16 protein-coding genes are annotated in these 13,248 nt (G+C 69.4%); 10 read left to right on the top strand and 6 right to left on the bottom strand.

From position 1 onward, the window contains the following. Positions 1 to 8 precede the first annotated feature (8 nt). The 5 genes from sufD to M7D61_RS09285 all read left to right on the top strand — a co-directional run bounded on the left by sufD (position 9) and on the right by M7D61_RS09285 (position 4,249). Entirely contained in the window at positions 9 to 1,148 is a 1,140-nt protein-coding gene (gene sufD / locus M7D61_RS09305; protein WP_298229796.1) for a Fe-S cluster assembly protein SufD, read from the top strand. After that, a complete protein-coding gene (locus M7D61_RS09300; protein ID WP_298229794.1) occupies positions 1,145 to 1,471 on the top strand; it encodes a non-heme iron oxygenase ferredoxin subunit in 327 nt (108 codons plus the stop codon). Before sufD ends, M7D61_RS09300 begins: the two co-directional genes overlap by 4 nt. A 3-nt stretch (positions 1,472 to 1,474) precedes the next feature. Further along, a complete protein-coding gene (gene sufC / locus M7D61_RS09295) occupies positions 1,475 to 2,239 on the top strand; it encodes a Fe-S cluster assembly ATPase SufC (protein ID WP_298229791.1) in 765 nt (254 codons plus the stop codon). Between the two features lie 16 nt (positions 2,240 to 2,255). Beyond that, a complete protein-coding gene (locus M7D61_RS09290; RefSeq protein ID WP_298229789.1) occupies positions 2,256 to 2,585 on the top strand; it encodes a metal-sulfur cluster assembly factor in 330 nt (109 codons plus the stop codon). A gap of 65 nt (positions 2,586 to 2,650) precedes the next feature. Further along, positions 2,651 to 4,249 carry an ABC-F family ATP-binding cassette domain-containing protein gene (locus M7D61_RS09285; protein ID WP_298229787.1) on the top strand — a complete coding sequence of 533 codons (1,599 nt, stop codon included), beginning with the start codon at positions 2,651 to 2,653 and terminating at the stop codon, positions 4,247 to 4,249. A gap of 54 nt (positions 4,250 to 4,303) precedes the next feature. Here M7D61_RS09285 and M7D61_RS09280 read toward each other — a convergent pair whose 3' ends face one another. Next, entirely contained in the window at positions 4,304 to 5,230 is a 927-nt protein-coding gene (locus M7D61_RS09280) for an SURF1 family protein (protein WP_298229785.1), read from the bottom strand. Then, a complete protein-coding gene (locus M7D61_RS09275; protein WP_298229783.1) occupies positions 5,227 to 5,556 on the bottom strand; it encodes a DUF3099 domain-containing protein in 330 nt (109 codons plus the stop codon). The genes M7D61_RS09280 and M7D61_RS09275 overlap by 4 nt, the downstream gene beginning before the upstream one ends. Positions 5,557 to 5,670: 114 nt before the next feature. Here M7D61_RS09275 and M7D61_RS09270 point away from each other — a divergent pair, with 114 nt between their 5' ends. Further along, entirely contained in the window at positions 5,671 to 6,384 is a 714-nt protein-coding gene (locus tag M7D61_RS09270; protein WP_298229781.1) for a beta-ketoacyl-ACP reductase, read from the top strand. A gap of 69 nt (positions 6,385 to 6,453) precedes the next feature. On the opposite strand, the gene serB is transcribed toward M7D61_RS09270, so the two are convergent. Next, positions 6,454 to 7,092 carry a phosphoserine phosphatase SerB gene (gene serB, locus M7D61_RS09265; RefSeq protein WP_298229779.1) on the bottom strand — a complete coding sequence of 213 codons (639 nt, stop codon included), beginning with the start codon at positions 7,090 to 7,092 and terminating at the stop codon, positions 6,454 to 6,456. Next, entirely contained in the window at positions 7,089 to 8,330 is a 1,242-nt protein-coding gene (locus M7D61_RS09260) for a glucose-1-phosphate adenylyltransferase (RefSeq protein WP_298229777.1), read from the bottom strand. Before M7D61_RS09260 ends, serB begins: the two co-directional genes overlap by 4 nt. 47 nt (positions 8,331 to 8,377) lie before the next feature. On the opposite strand from M7D61_RS09260, the gene glgA reads away from it, so the two are divergent. The 4 genes from glgA to M7D61_RS09240 all read left to right on the top strand — a co-directional run bounded on the left by glgA (position 8,378) and on the right by M7D61_RS09240 (position 11,402). Continuing rightward, positions 8,378 to 9,559, top strand: coding sequence for a glycogen synthase (gene glgA / locus M7D61_RS09255; RefSeq protein WP_298229775.1), 1,182 nt, complete (start codon positions 8,378 to 8,380; stop codon positions 9,557 to 9,559). 65 nt (positions 9,560 to 9,624) lie between these two features. After that, positions 9,625 to 10,413, top strand: a complete 789-nt coding sequence (locus tag M7D61_RS09250; RefSeq protein ID WP_298229773.1) for an ATP-binding cassette domain-containing protein — start codon at positions 9,625 to 9,627, stop codon at positions 10,411 to 10,413. A 121-nt stretch (positions 10,414 to 10,534) separates the two neighbouring features. Then, positions 10,535 to 10,798: a type B 50S ribosomal protein L31 gene (locus M7D61_RS09245; protein ID WP_298229771.1), complete on the top strand. Its 264-nt coding sequence runs from the start codon at positions 10,535 to 10,537 to the stop codon at positions 10,796 to 10,798. Between the two features lie 103 nt (positions 10,799 to 10,901). Further along, a complete protein-coding gene (locus tag M7D61_RS09240; protein ID WP_298229769.1) occupies positions 10,902 to 11,402 on the top strand; it encodes a hypothetical protein in 501 nt (166 codons plus the stop codon). On the opposite strand, the gene M7D61_RS09235 is transcribed toward M7D61_RS09240, so the two are convergent. Further along, the gene (locus M7D61_RS09235; RefSeq protein ID WP_298229767.1) at positions 11,374 to 12,057 is read right to left on the bottom strand and encodes an exonuclease domain-containing protein; all 684 of its coding nucleotides are present in this window, start codon (positions 12,055 to 12,057) and stop codon (positions 11,374 to 11,376) included. The two genes, M7D61_RS09240 and M7D61_RS09235, sit on opposite strands and share 29 nt — an antisense overlap. A 114-nt stretch (positions 12,058 to 12,171) precedes the next feature. Then, positions 12,172 to 13,248: alpha-glucosidase C-terminal domain-containing protein (locus M7D61_RS09230; protein ID WP_298229765.1), on the bottom strand; the 1,077-nt coding region annotated here is incomplete at its 5' end.

Below are 13,248 nucleotides of genomic sequence, written 5' to 3'. Positions count from 1 at the left end.
CGATGACCGTGATCGAGACCGAACCCTCCTTCATCCCCGTCCAGACTCGTTCCGAGCGACCCAAATCCACCATCCGGGACGACTTCGCTGCGCTGACGGGCCGCGAAGCCGCGTTCAAGTACACGCCGGTCGCCGAGCTGTCCGCGCTGTCGGACGGCCCGCTCGACGGCGCTCCGCTGCCCATCCGGGTCAGCGGCGATGCGGTCGGCTTCGCGGCATCCCTCATCGAGCGCACCGACGAGCGCATCGGGGGAGCGGGCCTGCCGGAAGACCGCCTCTCCGCCGCCGCCTGGCAGGCTTTCGACAAGGCGCAGCTTCTCTCCATCACCGGCGAGGACGCGCAGACCGTCACGGTGGTGCGCGACAGCGCCGGCGCCGCGCCCCGCGCCGCGCACACCGTGATCGAGGTCGCCCCCAACGCGCGCGCCACCCTCGTCATCGAGAACTCCGGCGACGCCCAGCTCACCGAGAACGTCGAGGTCCTCGTCGGCGACGGCGCGCACCTCACCCTCGTCACGGTGCAGCAGTGGGCGGATTCCGCGAGGCACGTGGCATCCCACTTCGTCAGGGCCGGCCGCGACGCCACCATCACGCACATCGTCGTCACCCTCGGCGGCGCGCTGGTGCGCCTCAACCCGTCGGCGCACCTCGTCGGCGACGGATCGAGCGCCCAGCTGCTCGGCGCGTACTTCGCCGACGCCGGGCAGCACCTCGAGCACCAGGTCTACGTCTTCCACGAGGGCCCGCACACGACGAGCCGCGTGACCTACAAGGGTGCGCTGCAGGGCAAAGACGCGCACACCGTCTGGATCGGCGACGTGCTCATCGGCCCGAAGGCCGTCGGCACCGACTCGTACGAGCAGAACCGCAATCTCGTGCTCACCGAGGGGGCCCGCGCCGACTCCGTACCGAACCTCGAGATCGAAACGGGCGACATCATCGGCGCCGGCCACGCCAGCGCGACGGGCCGCTTCGACGACGAGCAGCTCTTCTACCTGGAGTCGCGCGGCATCCCCGAGGAGGAGGCGCGCCGTCTCGTGGTACGCGGATTCCTCGCCGAGATCGTGCAGCAGATCGGCGTGCCCGAGCTCGAAGAGCGCCTGACATCGGCCATCGAAGCAGAACTCTCGGAAGCTTCGGTCGCATGACCCGGAACAAGGTCGCCGCTGTCGAGGAGATCGCGGTCAACGAGCCCAAGCGCGTCGTCGTCGACGGCGTCGCCATCGCCCTCGTCAAGGACTCGGCAGGCGACATCCACGCCATCGGCGACGCGTGCACGCACGGCGACATCTCGCTCGCCGACGGCTTCGTCGAAGGCGACTCGCTGGAGTGCTGGGCCCACGGTTCGCGCTTCTCGCTCCTCACCGGCAAGCCCCTCAACTTACCGGCCTTCGAGCCGGTTCCCGTCTTCGAGGTCGTTGTCGAGGATGGCGACATCCTCATCGACCCGTCCGTCAAGAAAGCGCTGTAGACCATGTCAGTCCTCGAGATCAGAGATCTTAAGACCACCGTCAAGACCGAGCAGGACGTCAAGGAGATCCTCCGCGGCGTCGACCTCACCGTGAAGTCGGGCGAGGTGCACGCCATCATGGGCCCCAACGGCTCGGGCAAGTCGACCCTCGCGTACACGATCGCCGGCCACCCCAAGTACACCGTCACCGGCGGCACCATCACCCTCGACGGCGAGAACGTCCTCGCGATGACCGCCGACCAGCGCGCCCGCGCGGGCCTCTTCCTCGCCATGCAGTACCCCGTCGAAATCCCCGGCGTGACGAACACCAACTTCCTGCGCACCGCCAAGACGGCGATCGACGGCACGGCGCCCTCGATCCGCACCTGGGGCAAGGACGTCACAGCGGCCATGGACCGGCTCCGCATGGACTCGTCCTTCGCCTCGCGCAACGTCAACGAAGGCTTCTCCGGCGGCGAGAAGAAGCGCAACGAGATCCTGCAGCTCGAGCTCCTCAGGCCGAAGTTCGCCGTCCTCGACGAGACGGATTCCGGCCTCGACGTCGATGCGCTGAAGATCGTGTCCGAGGGCGTCAACCGCGCGCACGAGGCCACCGGCCTCGGCATCCTGCTCATCACCCACTACACGCGCATCCTGCGCTACATCCACCCCGACTTTGTCCACGTCTTCGTCGCCGGCCGTGTCGCCGAGGAGGGCGGCCCCGAGCTCGCCGATCGCCTCGAGGACGAGGGCTACGACCGCTACGTCGCGGCCGCGAGCGCCAACTGAGACGTAGGCTGGAACCATGGCGAGTTCGTTGACGGCGGAGCGCTTCGATCAGGTGACCGAAGCGCTGAAAGACGTCGTCGACCCGGAGCTCGGCGTCAACATCGTCGACCTCGGTCTCATCTACGACCTGGCGTGGGATGACGACGCCGACGCCCTCGTCATCTCCATGACGCTCACCAGCGCGGGCTGCCCGCTCACCGACGACATCGAGGACCAGACGGCCAACGCCCTCGACGGCATCGCGGACCGGTTCCGCATGAACTGGGTGTGGATGCCGCCGTGGGGCCCCGAGCGCATCACCGACGACGGGCGCGACATGATGCGCGCGCTCGGCTTCGCCATGTGACCCAATCCGCTCACCGAACTGCCTGCGCGGCGGGCGGCCCCTGCCGCGTCCGCGAGAATTGACCCATGCTTGCCGTTTCCAACCTCGAGATCCGAGTCGGGGCGCGCACCCTCATGTCCGGCGTCGACTTCCGGGTGCAGCGCGGTGACAAGATCGGTCTCGTCGGGCGCAACGGCGCCGGCAAGACGACGCTGACGAAGGTGCTCGCCGGCGACCTGGCACCGACCGAGGGCACGGTCGAGCGAACCGGCGAGCTCGGCTACCTGCCGCAGGACCCGCGCGCCGCCGACCCGGCGGTGCTCGCCCGCACCCGCATCCTCGACGCCCGCGGGCTGGGCTCGCTGCTCGTCGGCATGAACGAGCAGACGCTCCTCATGGGCGATCCGGACGCGGATGTCGCGGCCAAAGCCATGCGCCGCTACGCGAACCTCGAAGAGCGCTTCCAGACCCTCGGCGGCTACTCCGCCGAGGCGGAGGCCGCCGCGATCGCCTCGAACCTCAGCCTGCCGGATCGCATCCTCGATCAGCCGCTCGGAACGCTCTCCGGTGGCCAGCGCCGGCGCATCGAGCTCGCCCGCATCCTCTTCTCGGATGCCGAGACGATGATCCTCGACGAGCCGACGAACCACCTCGACGCCGACTCCGTGGTCTGGCTGCGCGACTTCCTCAAGGGCTACCAGGGCGGTTTCATCGTCATCTCGCACGATGTCGCGCTCGTCGAGGAGGCGGTGAACAAGGTCTTCTACCTCGATGCGAACCGCCAGGTCATCGACATCTACAACATGGGGTGGAAGAGGTACCTGCAGCAGCGCGCTGCCGACGAGGAGCGGCGCAAGAAGGAGCGCGTCAACGTCGAGAAGAAGGCGACCGCGCTGCAGCTGCAGGCGGCCCGCTTCGGCGCGAAGGCGACAAAGGCCGCCGCCGCGCACCAGATGGTCGCCCGCGCCGAGCGGATGCTTTCGGGCCTCGAGGACGTCCGGCAGGCCGACCGGGTCGCGAAGCTGCGCTTCCCCGAGCCCGCGCCGGTGGGCAAGACCCCGCTCATGGGCTCGGATCTGTCGAAATCGTACGGTTCGCTCGAGATCTTCACGGCGGTCGACCTCGCCATCGACCGCGGCTCCAAGGTCGTCATCCTCGGCCTCAACGGCGCCGGCAAGACCACGCTGCTGCGCATCCTCGCCGGGGTGGACGCCCCTGATACCGGCGAGATCATCGCCGGCCACGGGCTCAAGATCGGCTACTACGCCCAGGAGCACGAGACGATCGACGTGGCGCGCTCGGTGCTCCAGAACATGGTGAGTGCGTCACCGCAGCTCACCGAGACCGAGGCCCGGCGCGTGCTCGGCTCGTTCCTCTTCACCGGCGACGACGTGCTGAAACCCGCCGGGGTCCTCTCCGGCGGCGAGAAGACGCGCCTGGCCCTCGCGATGCTCGTCGTCTCGGCGGCCAACCTGCTGCTGCTCGACGAGCCGACGAACAACCTCGACCCGGCATCCCGCGACGAGATCCTCGACGCGCTCGCGCACTACTCCGGTGCCGTCGTGCTCGTCTCGCACGACCACGGTGCCGTCGAAGCCTTGAACCCCGAACGCGTCCTCGTCATGCCCGAGGGCACCGAGGACATCTTCACGAGGGAGTACCTCGAGCTCGTGGAGCTCTCGTAGGAGACGGCGCGATTCGCTACGCGAATCGCTCGCACGTCCGAAGCCACGCCCGGGTCAGGTTCCCCGCCGACCTGTCGAAGAGTCGACGATGCTGTCTTCCACAGCGGCATCGGAGGCCGCATAGCGAATCCGCTGGCGAGCGGCGCGCGCCGCATCCTGCGCAACGATCTCGGGGTCGCCCTCGCGGCGCCTCCGATACTCGAGGCGGATCGCGTAGCCGAGACCGAAGAACCCGATGACGGCGAAGATCAGCCACTGGATCATGTACGACCAGTGCATGCCGGTGTCGGCATAGGGCGGATCGGCGACGACGGGCGTGAGATGCTCGGCCGAGGCCGACGGCCGGGGTGCCGGATCCTCGGAGACGAGCAGCCCGTATGCGCCCGTGTAGGCGCTCGAGACGCCGGCGCCCTGCAGGAGGCCCGCGAGCTGCGGCAGGTTGATCGTTCCGATGCTCCGGCCCTGAGCGGATTGCCCGGGCAGCGTCGGCTCGCTCTGACGCAGCCGCACCGTCACGGTGACGCTCCCGCCCGGAGCGGCGTCGACCGACGCGGGGAAGCCGCCGTGATTGGGCGAAGGCACCCAGCCGCGGTCGACGACGAAGACGCCGGAATCCGTCTGCAGCGGTACGAGCACCTCGAGTCCGGGGCCGTTGTCGGTCGCCCGGTTGCGGACGAAGTACTGCTCGGCGGCGAGGTACCTGCCGGTCACGGTGACCTGCTCCCACTCCGTCTGCGGGTTCCACGCGCCGAGCGACGGCACCGCGTCGGCGAGCGGGACCGGAGCCGCGGTCCAGTTGCGACCGACGAGGTCGTTCTCGGCCTGTGCCTCGCGGCCGCGGGCCTGCTGCCAGTTCGAGAGCAGCACGCAGGCGAAGGCGAACACGATCGCGCAGGCGATGTAGACGAGCCACCGCCGCTGGAAGACGAACCGCCACTCACCCCGGCGCGGAACACCGGGCGCGCCGCCGGGCAGGCTCACTTCTGGTCGTCCTCCGGTGCGGGGCCGGCCGCGTCGTCCGACGGGCCGTGCGGCAGCTCGCGCAGGTTCGCCGGGTGCAGCGGCTCGGTGCCGCCGCCGGAGCGCGCGGCGTTGCCGACGACCACGGCGAAGTACGGCAGGAACACCGCACCCACGGCGGGGATGAGAATCCACCACCCGCCCAAGCCGACCAGGGCCATCCCGAAGCACACGAACACGCAGAGCACACGGATGCCCATCATGATCGAGTACTCGATCATGCGCTTCTTGCGCTCCTCGTCGGGAGAGAGCGGCAGCGAGGTGATGCTCGCGCGCGACTGCTTCATGAGGCCTTCAGCCTAAGCCTGCGCACCCGCGAGTGGCCCCTCAACAGCGACCGTCCCGCGGACCGTCGCGCGGCGGGCCCACCGCCGAGAGGCGGGGTCGCTACGCTGTGACGCGTGCCTGAACCCATCCGCACCGTTCTCATCACCGGCGGCAACCGAGGCATCGGCTTCGCGATCGCCGCTGAGTTCGCCGCGCGCGGCCACCGCGTCGCCGTCACAGCCCGCTCGGGGGAGGGGCCGGAGGGAACGCTCACCGTCCGCGCCGACGTGACGGACTACGCGAGCATCGATGCCGCGTTCTCGCAAGTCGAGGAGAAACTCGGGCCCGTCGAGGTCGTCGTCGCCAACGCCGGCATCACCCGCGACCAGCTGCTGCTGCGCATGAGCGAGGAGGACTTCGACGTCGTCGTCGACACCAACCTCGGCGGCGCCTTCCGCGTACTCAAGCGCGCAGCGAAGGGATTCCTCAAGGCGCGCTTCGGCCGCGTCATCCTCATCTCTTCCGTCGTCGGCCTCTACGGCGGCCCGGGCCAGATCAACTACTCCGCCTCGAAGGCCGGCCTCGTCGGCATGGCCCGCTCGCTCACCCGCGAGCTCGGCGGCCGCGGCATCACCGCGAACGTCGTCGCACCGGGCTTCATCGAGACCGACATGACCGCGGAACTGCCGGAGGATCAGAAGGCCGAGTACCGGAAGGCGATTCCCGCCGGCCGCTACGGCACGGCGGCCGAGGTTGCGAAGACCGTCGCCTGGCTCGCCTCGGACGACGCAGCGTACATCTCCGGCGCCGTCATCCCCGTCGATGGCGGCTTGGGGATGGGGCACTAGCCGCTGTGCTTATCGCCGCGCCGGTCCCTGCCCGGCGCGCGGATCGCTACGGCCGGGGAAGCGAGCACGTCACCCGCGCAATCCGAGCAGGGGCAGCACCTGGGAGAGGTCGCGGCGGTTGACGGCGACATCGGCGCGCTCGCGCACCACGGGCTTGGCGTTGAACGCGACCGAGAGCGCCGCCTCCTGCATCATCTGCAGGTCATTGGCGCCGTCGCCGACCGCGACGGTGCGCGAGAGCGGGATTCCGCTGCGCTCGGACCACTCGACGAGCGAGGCGGCCTTCGCCACAGCATCCACGATCGGCCCGTCGACCTCGCCGGTGAGGCGGCCATCGGCCACACCGAGGCGGTTGGCGCGCAGGAAGTCGAGGCCGAGCGCGGCGGCGATGGGATCCAGGATCTCGTGGAAGCCGCCGGAGACGACGCCGACGGCGCCGCCGGCGGCCTGCACGGCAGTCACCAGCTCGGACGCGCCCTTCGTCACCGTGACGCGCGCGCGCACCCGGACGAGCGCCGACTCGGGCAATCCGGCAAACGTGCCGACCCGCTCGCGCAGCGACTGGACGAAGTCGAGCTCGCCGTGCATCGCCCGCGCCGTGATCGAGGCCACGAGGGGCTCGGTGCCCGCCTCCGCCGCGATGAGCTCGATGACCTCGTCGTGCAGCAGTGTCGAATCAGCGTCCAGGACGACGAGAAAAGCGCTCATGGAACGACGCGAACTCCCTTTCCGACGACGGTGATGCCGGTCTCGGTCACGGTGAACCCGCGGGCCCGGTCGCGGGCCGGGTCGACCCCGATCTTCGCTCCCGCCTCGACGACGACATCCTTGTCGAGGATAGCGCGGCGCACCTCGGCCCCCGGTTCGACGACGACCCGGTCGAAGGCGACGGTATCGGCCACGTGCGCCGACTCGATGACCGTCCACGGGCCGAGGACGCTGCGCTCGACGTGGGCGCCCGAGATGACGGTGCCGAGCGAGAACAGCGAGTCGATCGCCTGGCTCAGCGAGCCCCGGGCGTCCCGCACGATCTTCGCCGGGGGCGAGTTGAGCTCCTGCGAGAAGATCGGCCACTCGCGGTTGTAGAGGTTGAAGATCGGCAGCGGCAGGATGAGGTCCCGATGCGCGTCGAAGAACGACTCGATCGTGCCGACATCGCGCCAGTAGTCGCGGTCGCGGTCAGTCGAGCCGGGAACGTCGTTGTCGCGGAAGTCGTACACGGCCGCCTCGCCCGCTGCGACGAACGCCGGAATGATGTCACCGCCCATGTCGTGGTTGGACTCGGGCCGCGCTCCATCGCGGAGGACCGCGTCGAGCAGCGCCTCCGCCGTGAACACGTAGTTGCCCATCGAGGCAAGCACCTCGCCCGGGTCGTCGGCGAGCCCGACCGGGTGGGACGGCTTCTCGAGAAAGGCGGCGATCCGCTCAGGATGCTCCACGTCAGGCTCGATGACGCCGAACTGGCCTGCCAGAGCGATGGGCTGGCGGATCGCTGCGACGGTGACGGATGCCCCCAGGGCGATATGCGCCTCGACCATCTGGGTGAAATCCATGCGGTACACGTGGTCGGCACCGACGACGACGATGTAGTCGGGCCGGGCGTCGTGGATGAGGTTGAGGTTCTGCAGGATGGCGTCCGCACTGCCGGAGAACCAGCGCTTCCCGAGCCGCTGCTGAGCGGGCACCGACGACACATACGATCCCAGCATCGCGTTGAGGCGCCAGGTCGTCGCGATGTGGCGATCCATCGAGTGCGACTTGTACTGGGTCAGCACGACGATCTGCCGCAGGTCGGAGTTGACGAGGTTCGAGAGTGCGAAGTCGATGAGACGGTACTGGCCTCCGAATGGCACGGCCGGCTTGGCCCGGTCGGCAGTGAGGGGCATCAGCCGCTTGCCTTCGCCGCCGGCGAGGACAATGCCGAAGATCCTTCTTCCGCCCGCCATAGCACCAACACTATGGCCGGGGGATGGCCTGTACTAGCGTTCGGAACGTGCGCGTCGATCTGTTAACCCGCGAGTATCCGCCGGAGGTCTACGGGGGCGCTGGCGTTCATGTCGCCGAGCTCGTCAAGGCCCTTCGGCCGAGCGTCGACGTCGTCGTCCACGCTTTCGGAATCGAGCGCCACGAACCCGGGGTCGAGTCGTATCCGGTGCCGCGCGAGTACGCGCACGCCAACCAGGCGGTGGCGACGCTCGGCATCGACGTACTCATGGCCAATGACTGCCAGAGCGCCGACGTCATCCATTCGCACACCTGGTACACGAACGGCGCCGGCCAGATCGGCAAGCTCATGTGGGATGCGCCGCACGTGCTCACCGCCCACTCGCTCGAGCCCTTGCGGCCATGGAAGGCGGAGCAGCTCGGCGGCGGCTACCGGGTCTCGTCGTGGCTCGAGCGCAACGCGTATGAGAGCGCCGACGCCATCATCGCCGTCTCCGAGGGGATGCGCCGCGACATCCTGCGCGCCTACCCGTTCGTCGATGCGACGAGAACCCATGTCATCTACAACGGCATCAACCTCGCCGAGTGGGGGCCGGCGTCGGATGACACGGTGCTGGCGTCGCTCGGCATCGACGCGTCGCGGCCAACCGTGATCTTCGTCGGCCGCATCACCAGGCAGAAGGGCCTGCCCTATCTGCTGCGCGCCGCGGCGGCTCTGCCTCCCGAAGTGCAGCTCGTGCTCTGCGCCGGCCAGCCGGACACCCCGGACATCCTTTCCGAGGTGTCGGGCCTCGTGGCGGAGCTCTCGTCCGCGCGCTCCGGCGTCGTCTGGATCGATCGCACGCTGTCCCGCCGCGAACTCACCATCGCGCTCACGGCGGCGACCGTCTTCGTATGCCCCTCTGTGTATGAACCTCTGGGCATCGTGAATCTCGAGGCGATGGCATGCGGCCTGCCCGTCGTCGGGACGGCGACCGGCGGCATCCCCGAGGTCGTCGTCGACGGCGTCACGGGTCGTCTGGTTCCGATCGAGCAGTTGCAGGATGGCACTGGGACGCCGATCGACCCCGACAGGTTCGTCGCCGACCTGGCTGCGACGCTGCGCGACGTGCTCGCCGACGTGGATGCCGCGCACCGCATGGGTCTCGCCGGCCGGGCCCGCGCCGGGGCGGACTTCTCGTGGTCAAGGATCGCCGACCAGACTCGCGCCGTCTACGAATCCGTCCGGTAAGACGGTCGGCCGGCGGCCCGCCGCGGCGGGCGAGGGCGACCTCGGCGACGACTAATCTTGACTGCATGTCGAACGTCGTCGTCAGCCTCGAATCGGTGTCGATCGTGCGCGACGGGGTGACGATCCTCGATGGCATCGACTGGCAGGTCACGAGTGACCAGCGCTGGGTGGTGCTCGGCCCCAACGGCGCCGGGAAGACGACGCTGCTCCAGCTCGCCGCTGCGCAGCTGCTGCCCACTTCGGGCACGGTGCGTCTGCTCGATGAGACCGTGGGCCAGACCGACCTCGCCGAGCTCAAGCCGCACATCGGCTTCGCATCATCGGCCCTCGCTCGCCGGCTGCCGGTGGGCGAGTCCGTGCTCAACGTGGTGCTCACAGCCGCCTACGGCTTCACCGGACGGTGGAAGGAGACCTACGAGGACATCGACATCCGCCGGGCACGCCGGGTCCTCGCCGAGTGGGGTCTGGCGGCGTTCGAGGAGCGCAAGTTCGGCGACCTCTCCGATGGCGAGCAGAAGCGCGCTCAGATCGCGCGCTCGGTCATGGCCGACCCCGAGCTGCTGCTGCTGGACGAGCCGGCCGCTTCGCTGGATCTCGGCGCACGGGAGGAGCTCGTGACGCTGCTGGGCGGGTACGCCGCCGAAGCCACGAGCCCCGCGATCATCATGGTCACCCACCACGTCGAGGAGATCCCGACCGGGTTCACCCATGTGCTGCTGCTCTCGGGCGGCCGGGTCACCGCGGCCGGGCCGATCGCGTCGGTGCTCACCTCTGAGGCGCTGTCCGGGGCGTTCGGGATTCCGGTGACGGTGTCGAGCGACCGCGGGCGCTATGCGGCCCGGTCCGCCGGCTGAGAGCGGCGGTCCGGGGATCGTTGCGCCGGGCCACGCCCCGGTGACAGCCGGATTGCTCTGCTAGACTCGGTCCTCGGCCCATCGGCCGACGATCTCCTCCCTTTGTCTGCAAGGAAAAGCCATGAAGTCTGACACCCACCCCGCGTACGGTCCGGTCGTCTTCCACGACCTCGCCTCGGGCGAGTCGTTCCTCACCCGTTCGACCATCACCTCCGGCGAGCGCACGGTGGTGTGGGAGGACGGCAACGAGTACCCCGTCGTCGACGTCGAGATCTCCAGCGCCTCGCACCCGTTCTACACGGGCAAGCAGCGCATCATGGACTCGGCCGGCCGCGTCGAGAAGTTCAACCAGCGCTTCAAGAACTTCGGCGCCGCCAAGAAGTAGTTCTTCCCCGCAGCGCACAGCGTGCGCGCGGTACGGTCTGCACCGTCGAAAGGGCTCCTTCGGGGGCCCTTTCTCGTTGCCCAGCGGACAAGAGGGAGTGAGCATGGTCCAGAAGCGGTACCCGACGCGCGGCGCCGCGACGCCGTTCGTCGTGTGGGGAATCGCCATGGGGGTGGTCGCCGGCTTCCTCGCTGTGCCGACCGCGTTCGCCGGCGAGATGAGCGGCGGTCCCGCCGACTGGGTGATCTTGGTGTCCGCGGTCGCCGCGCCGGGAACGATCCCGGGGATGCTCGCCGGGGGAGCAGCCGGCGCGCTCATCGGCGGCCTGGCACTCACCATGTTCCGCGCGACGCAGGAGACGCGGCCTCTCGGCCGCCGGGCCGCGGCGATCGGATTCGGCGCCGGGCTCATGACGGGCGTGCTCTTCGCCGCGGCCGACTTCGGCATCCTCGGCGGGATGTTCGACGTGCCCATCGACCACTGGCCGATCCACGTCCTCGAGGTTCTCGCGGCGCTCGGCGCCGGCTTCGGCTACACCTGGCTCACGCGGCACACCGTGCGTCGGGAATCCGCCACTACCGCAGCGGCCACGCCCCCGACGTGACGAAGGCGGTCTCGCCGCGGCTGCGGCGGTATTCCTGGTAGCTCGCCGCCTGGTCCGCGGACCAGGCGATCTGCCTGGCGTGCAGTTCCGCGGCCGAGAGATCGAGGTCTGCCCCATACTTCGCGGCGAGCGCCTGAGCGACGCGGCCGGCCGCGATGGCGTCGGCGCCGGCATCATGCGCATCGTCCAGCCGAACGCCATAGGTTGCCGCCGTGAACTCGAGCGTGCGCTTGCCCCTGCGGTACCGGTCGAGCGCCTTGTCGATGACGAGCGGATCGACGACGAGCGTCGGCTCGAGCGGCGGGATGCCGTAGCGAAGCGCCTCGCGATCGAGCACGGTGAAGTCGTACGCAGCGTTGTAGGCGACCACCGGTACCCCGCCCGCCAGGATGCCGCGCAACGCGGCGATGATCTGGGCCACGCCGGCCTGGGCGGCCATGCCCTCTTCCTGCACGCGCTCGGTCGTGTAACCGTGGACGGCCGCGGCCGCCTCGGGGATCTCGACCATCGGGTCGATGACCCAGTCATTGCGCGAGAGGACCTCACCCGCACCGCCGAGCTCGCCGACGAAGGCCGTGACGATGCGGGCGGTGCCGGTGTCGACCCCTGTCGTCTCGAGGTCGAACACGCCGAGTCGCTCAGCCCAGGAGGTCATGCCATGACTCTATTGGGCGGCTACGACACCGGCCCCGCTCGTGGAATTGGTCTGCCGCCTTTCGCCGGCCGGCGCTGTTGACCCATCGATCAACCGCCTGAGCCGACCGCGCGTTCACCGCACCGCGAGCCAGTAGAACGTCTGCGTGCCGAGGGTGAGCGTCAGGCGGCCGTCATCGGGCACCGCCGGGAACGCCGCCCCGCCGAACACGTCGACGAGCGGACGCCCCGCCCACTCGCCGAGCGACAGCGTCACCGCGAGCGGATTCTGCGCGAAGTTGAACACGCAGAGGATGGCATCCGTGGTCTCCACCGCCGGCGCAGCCGCCGGCGGACCGGCGGATTGCCGCACGAACGCGAGCACCGACGGCGACGAGGTCGGCACGACCGCCAGGCCGCCCAGCCCGAGCACCGGGTGCGCCTTGCGCACGTAGACGACATTGCGCACCCAGTGGAGCAGTGAGCGCGACTGGGCGAGCTGCGACTCGACGTTCACGTTGCGGTAGTCGAAGACGAGCGACTGCACCACCGGCAGGTGCAGCTTGCCCGGGTCGGCGGTGGAGAACCCGGCGTTGCGGTCCGGCGTCCACTGCATCGGCGTGCGCGAGGAATCCCGATCGTCGAGCCAGATGTTGTCGCCCATGCCGATCTCGTCGCCGTAGTACACGAACGGCGCCCCGGGCAGCGAGAAGAGCAGCGCGTGGGCGAGCTCGAGCTCGGCACGGGCGTTGTCGAGCAGCGGGGCGAGGCGGCGCCGGATGCCGACGTTGATGCGCATCCGATCGTCGTAGGCGTACCAGCCGTACATGGCCTGGCGCACTTCCTCGTTCACCATCTCGAGGCTGAGCTCGTCGTGGTTGCGCAGGAACACGCCCCAGCCGGCGCCCGGGGGCACATCGGTCGTCTCGGACAGCACGTCGACGAGGTCGTCGACCCGCTGCGAGCGCAGCGCGTAGAAGATGCGCGGCATGACGGGGAAGTCGAAGGCCATGTGGCATTCCGGCTCCTCCTCCGAGCCGAAGAAGGCAGCGACCTCGCGCGGCCACTGGTTCGCCTCGGCGAGCATGACGCGCCCCGGATAGTCGCGGTCGACCATGCGCCTCAACTGCCGCAGGAACTCGTGCGTCTGCGGCTCGCCCTCGCCGTTGCCCTCGTCGGACTCGTAGAGGTACGGGATGGCGTCCAGCCGGAA

This window comes from Gryllotalpicola sp. (assembly GCF_027352875.1).
Taxonomy (GTDB): Bacteria; Actinomycetota; Actinomycetes; order Actinomycetales; family Microbacteriaceae; genus Gryllotalpicola.
This window is presented reverse-complemented; position numbering and strand designations above follow the sequence as displayed.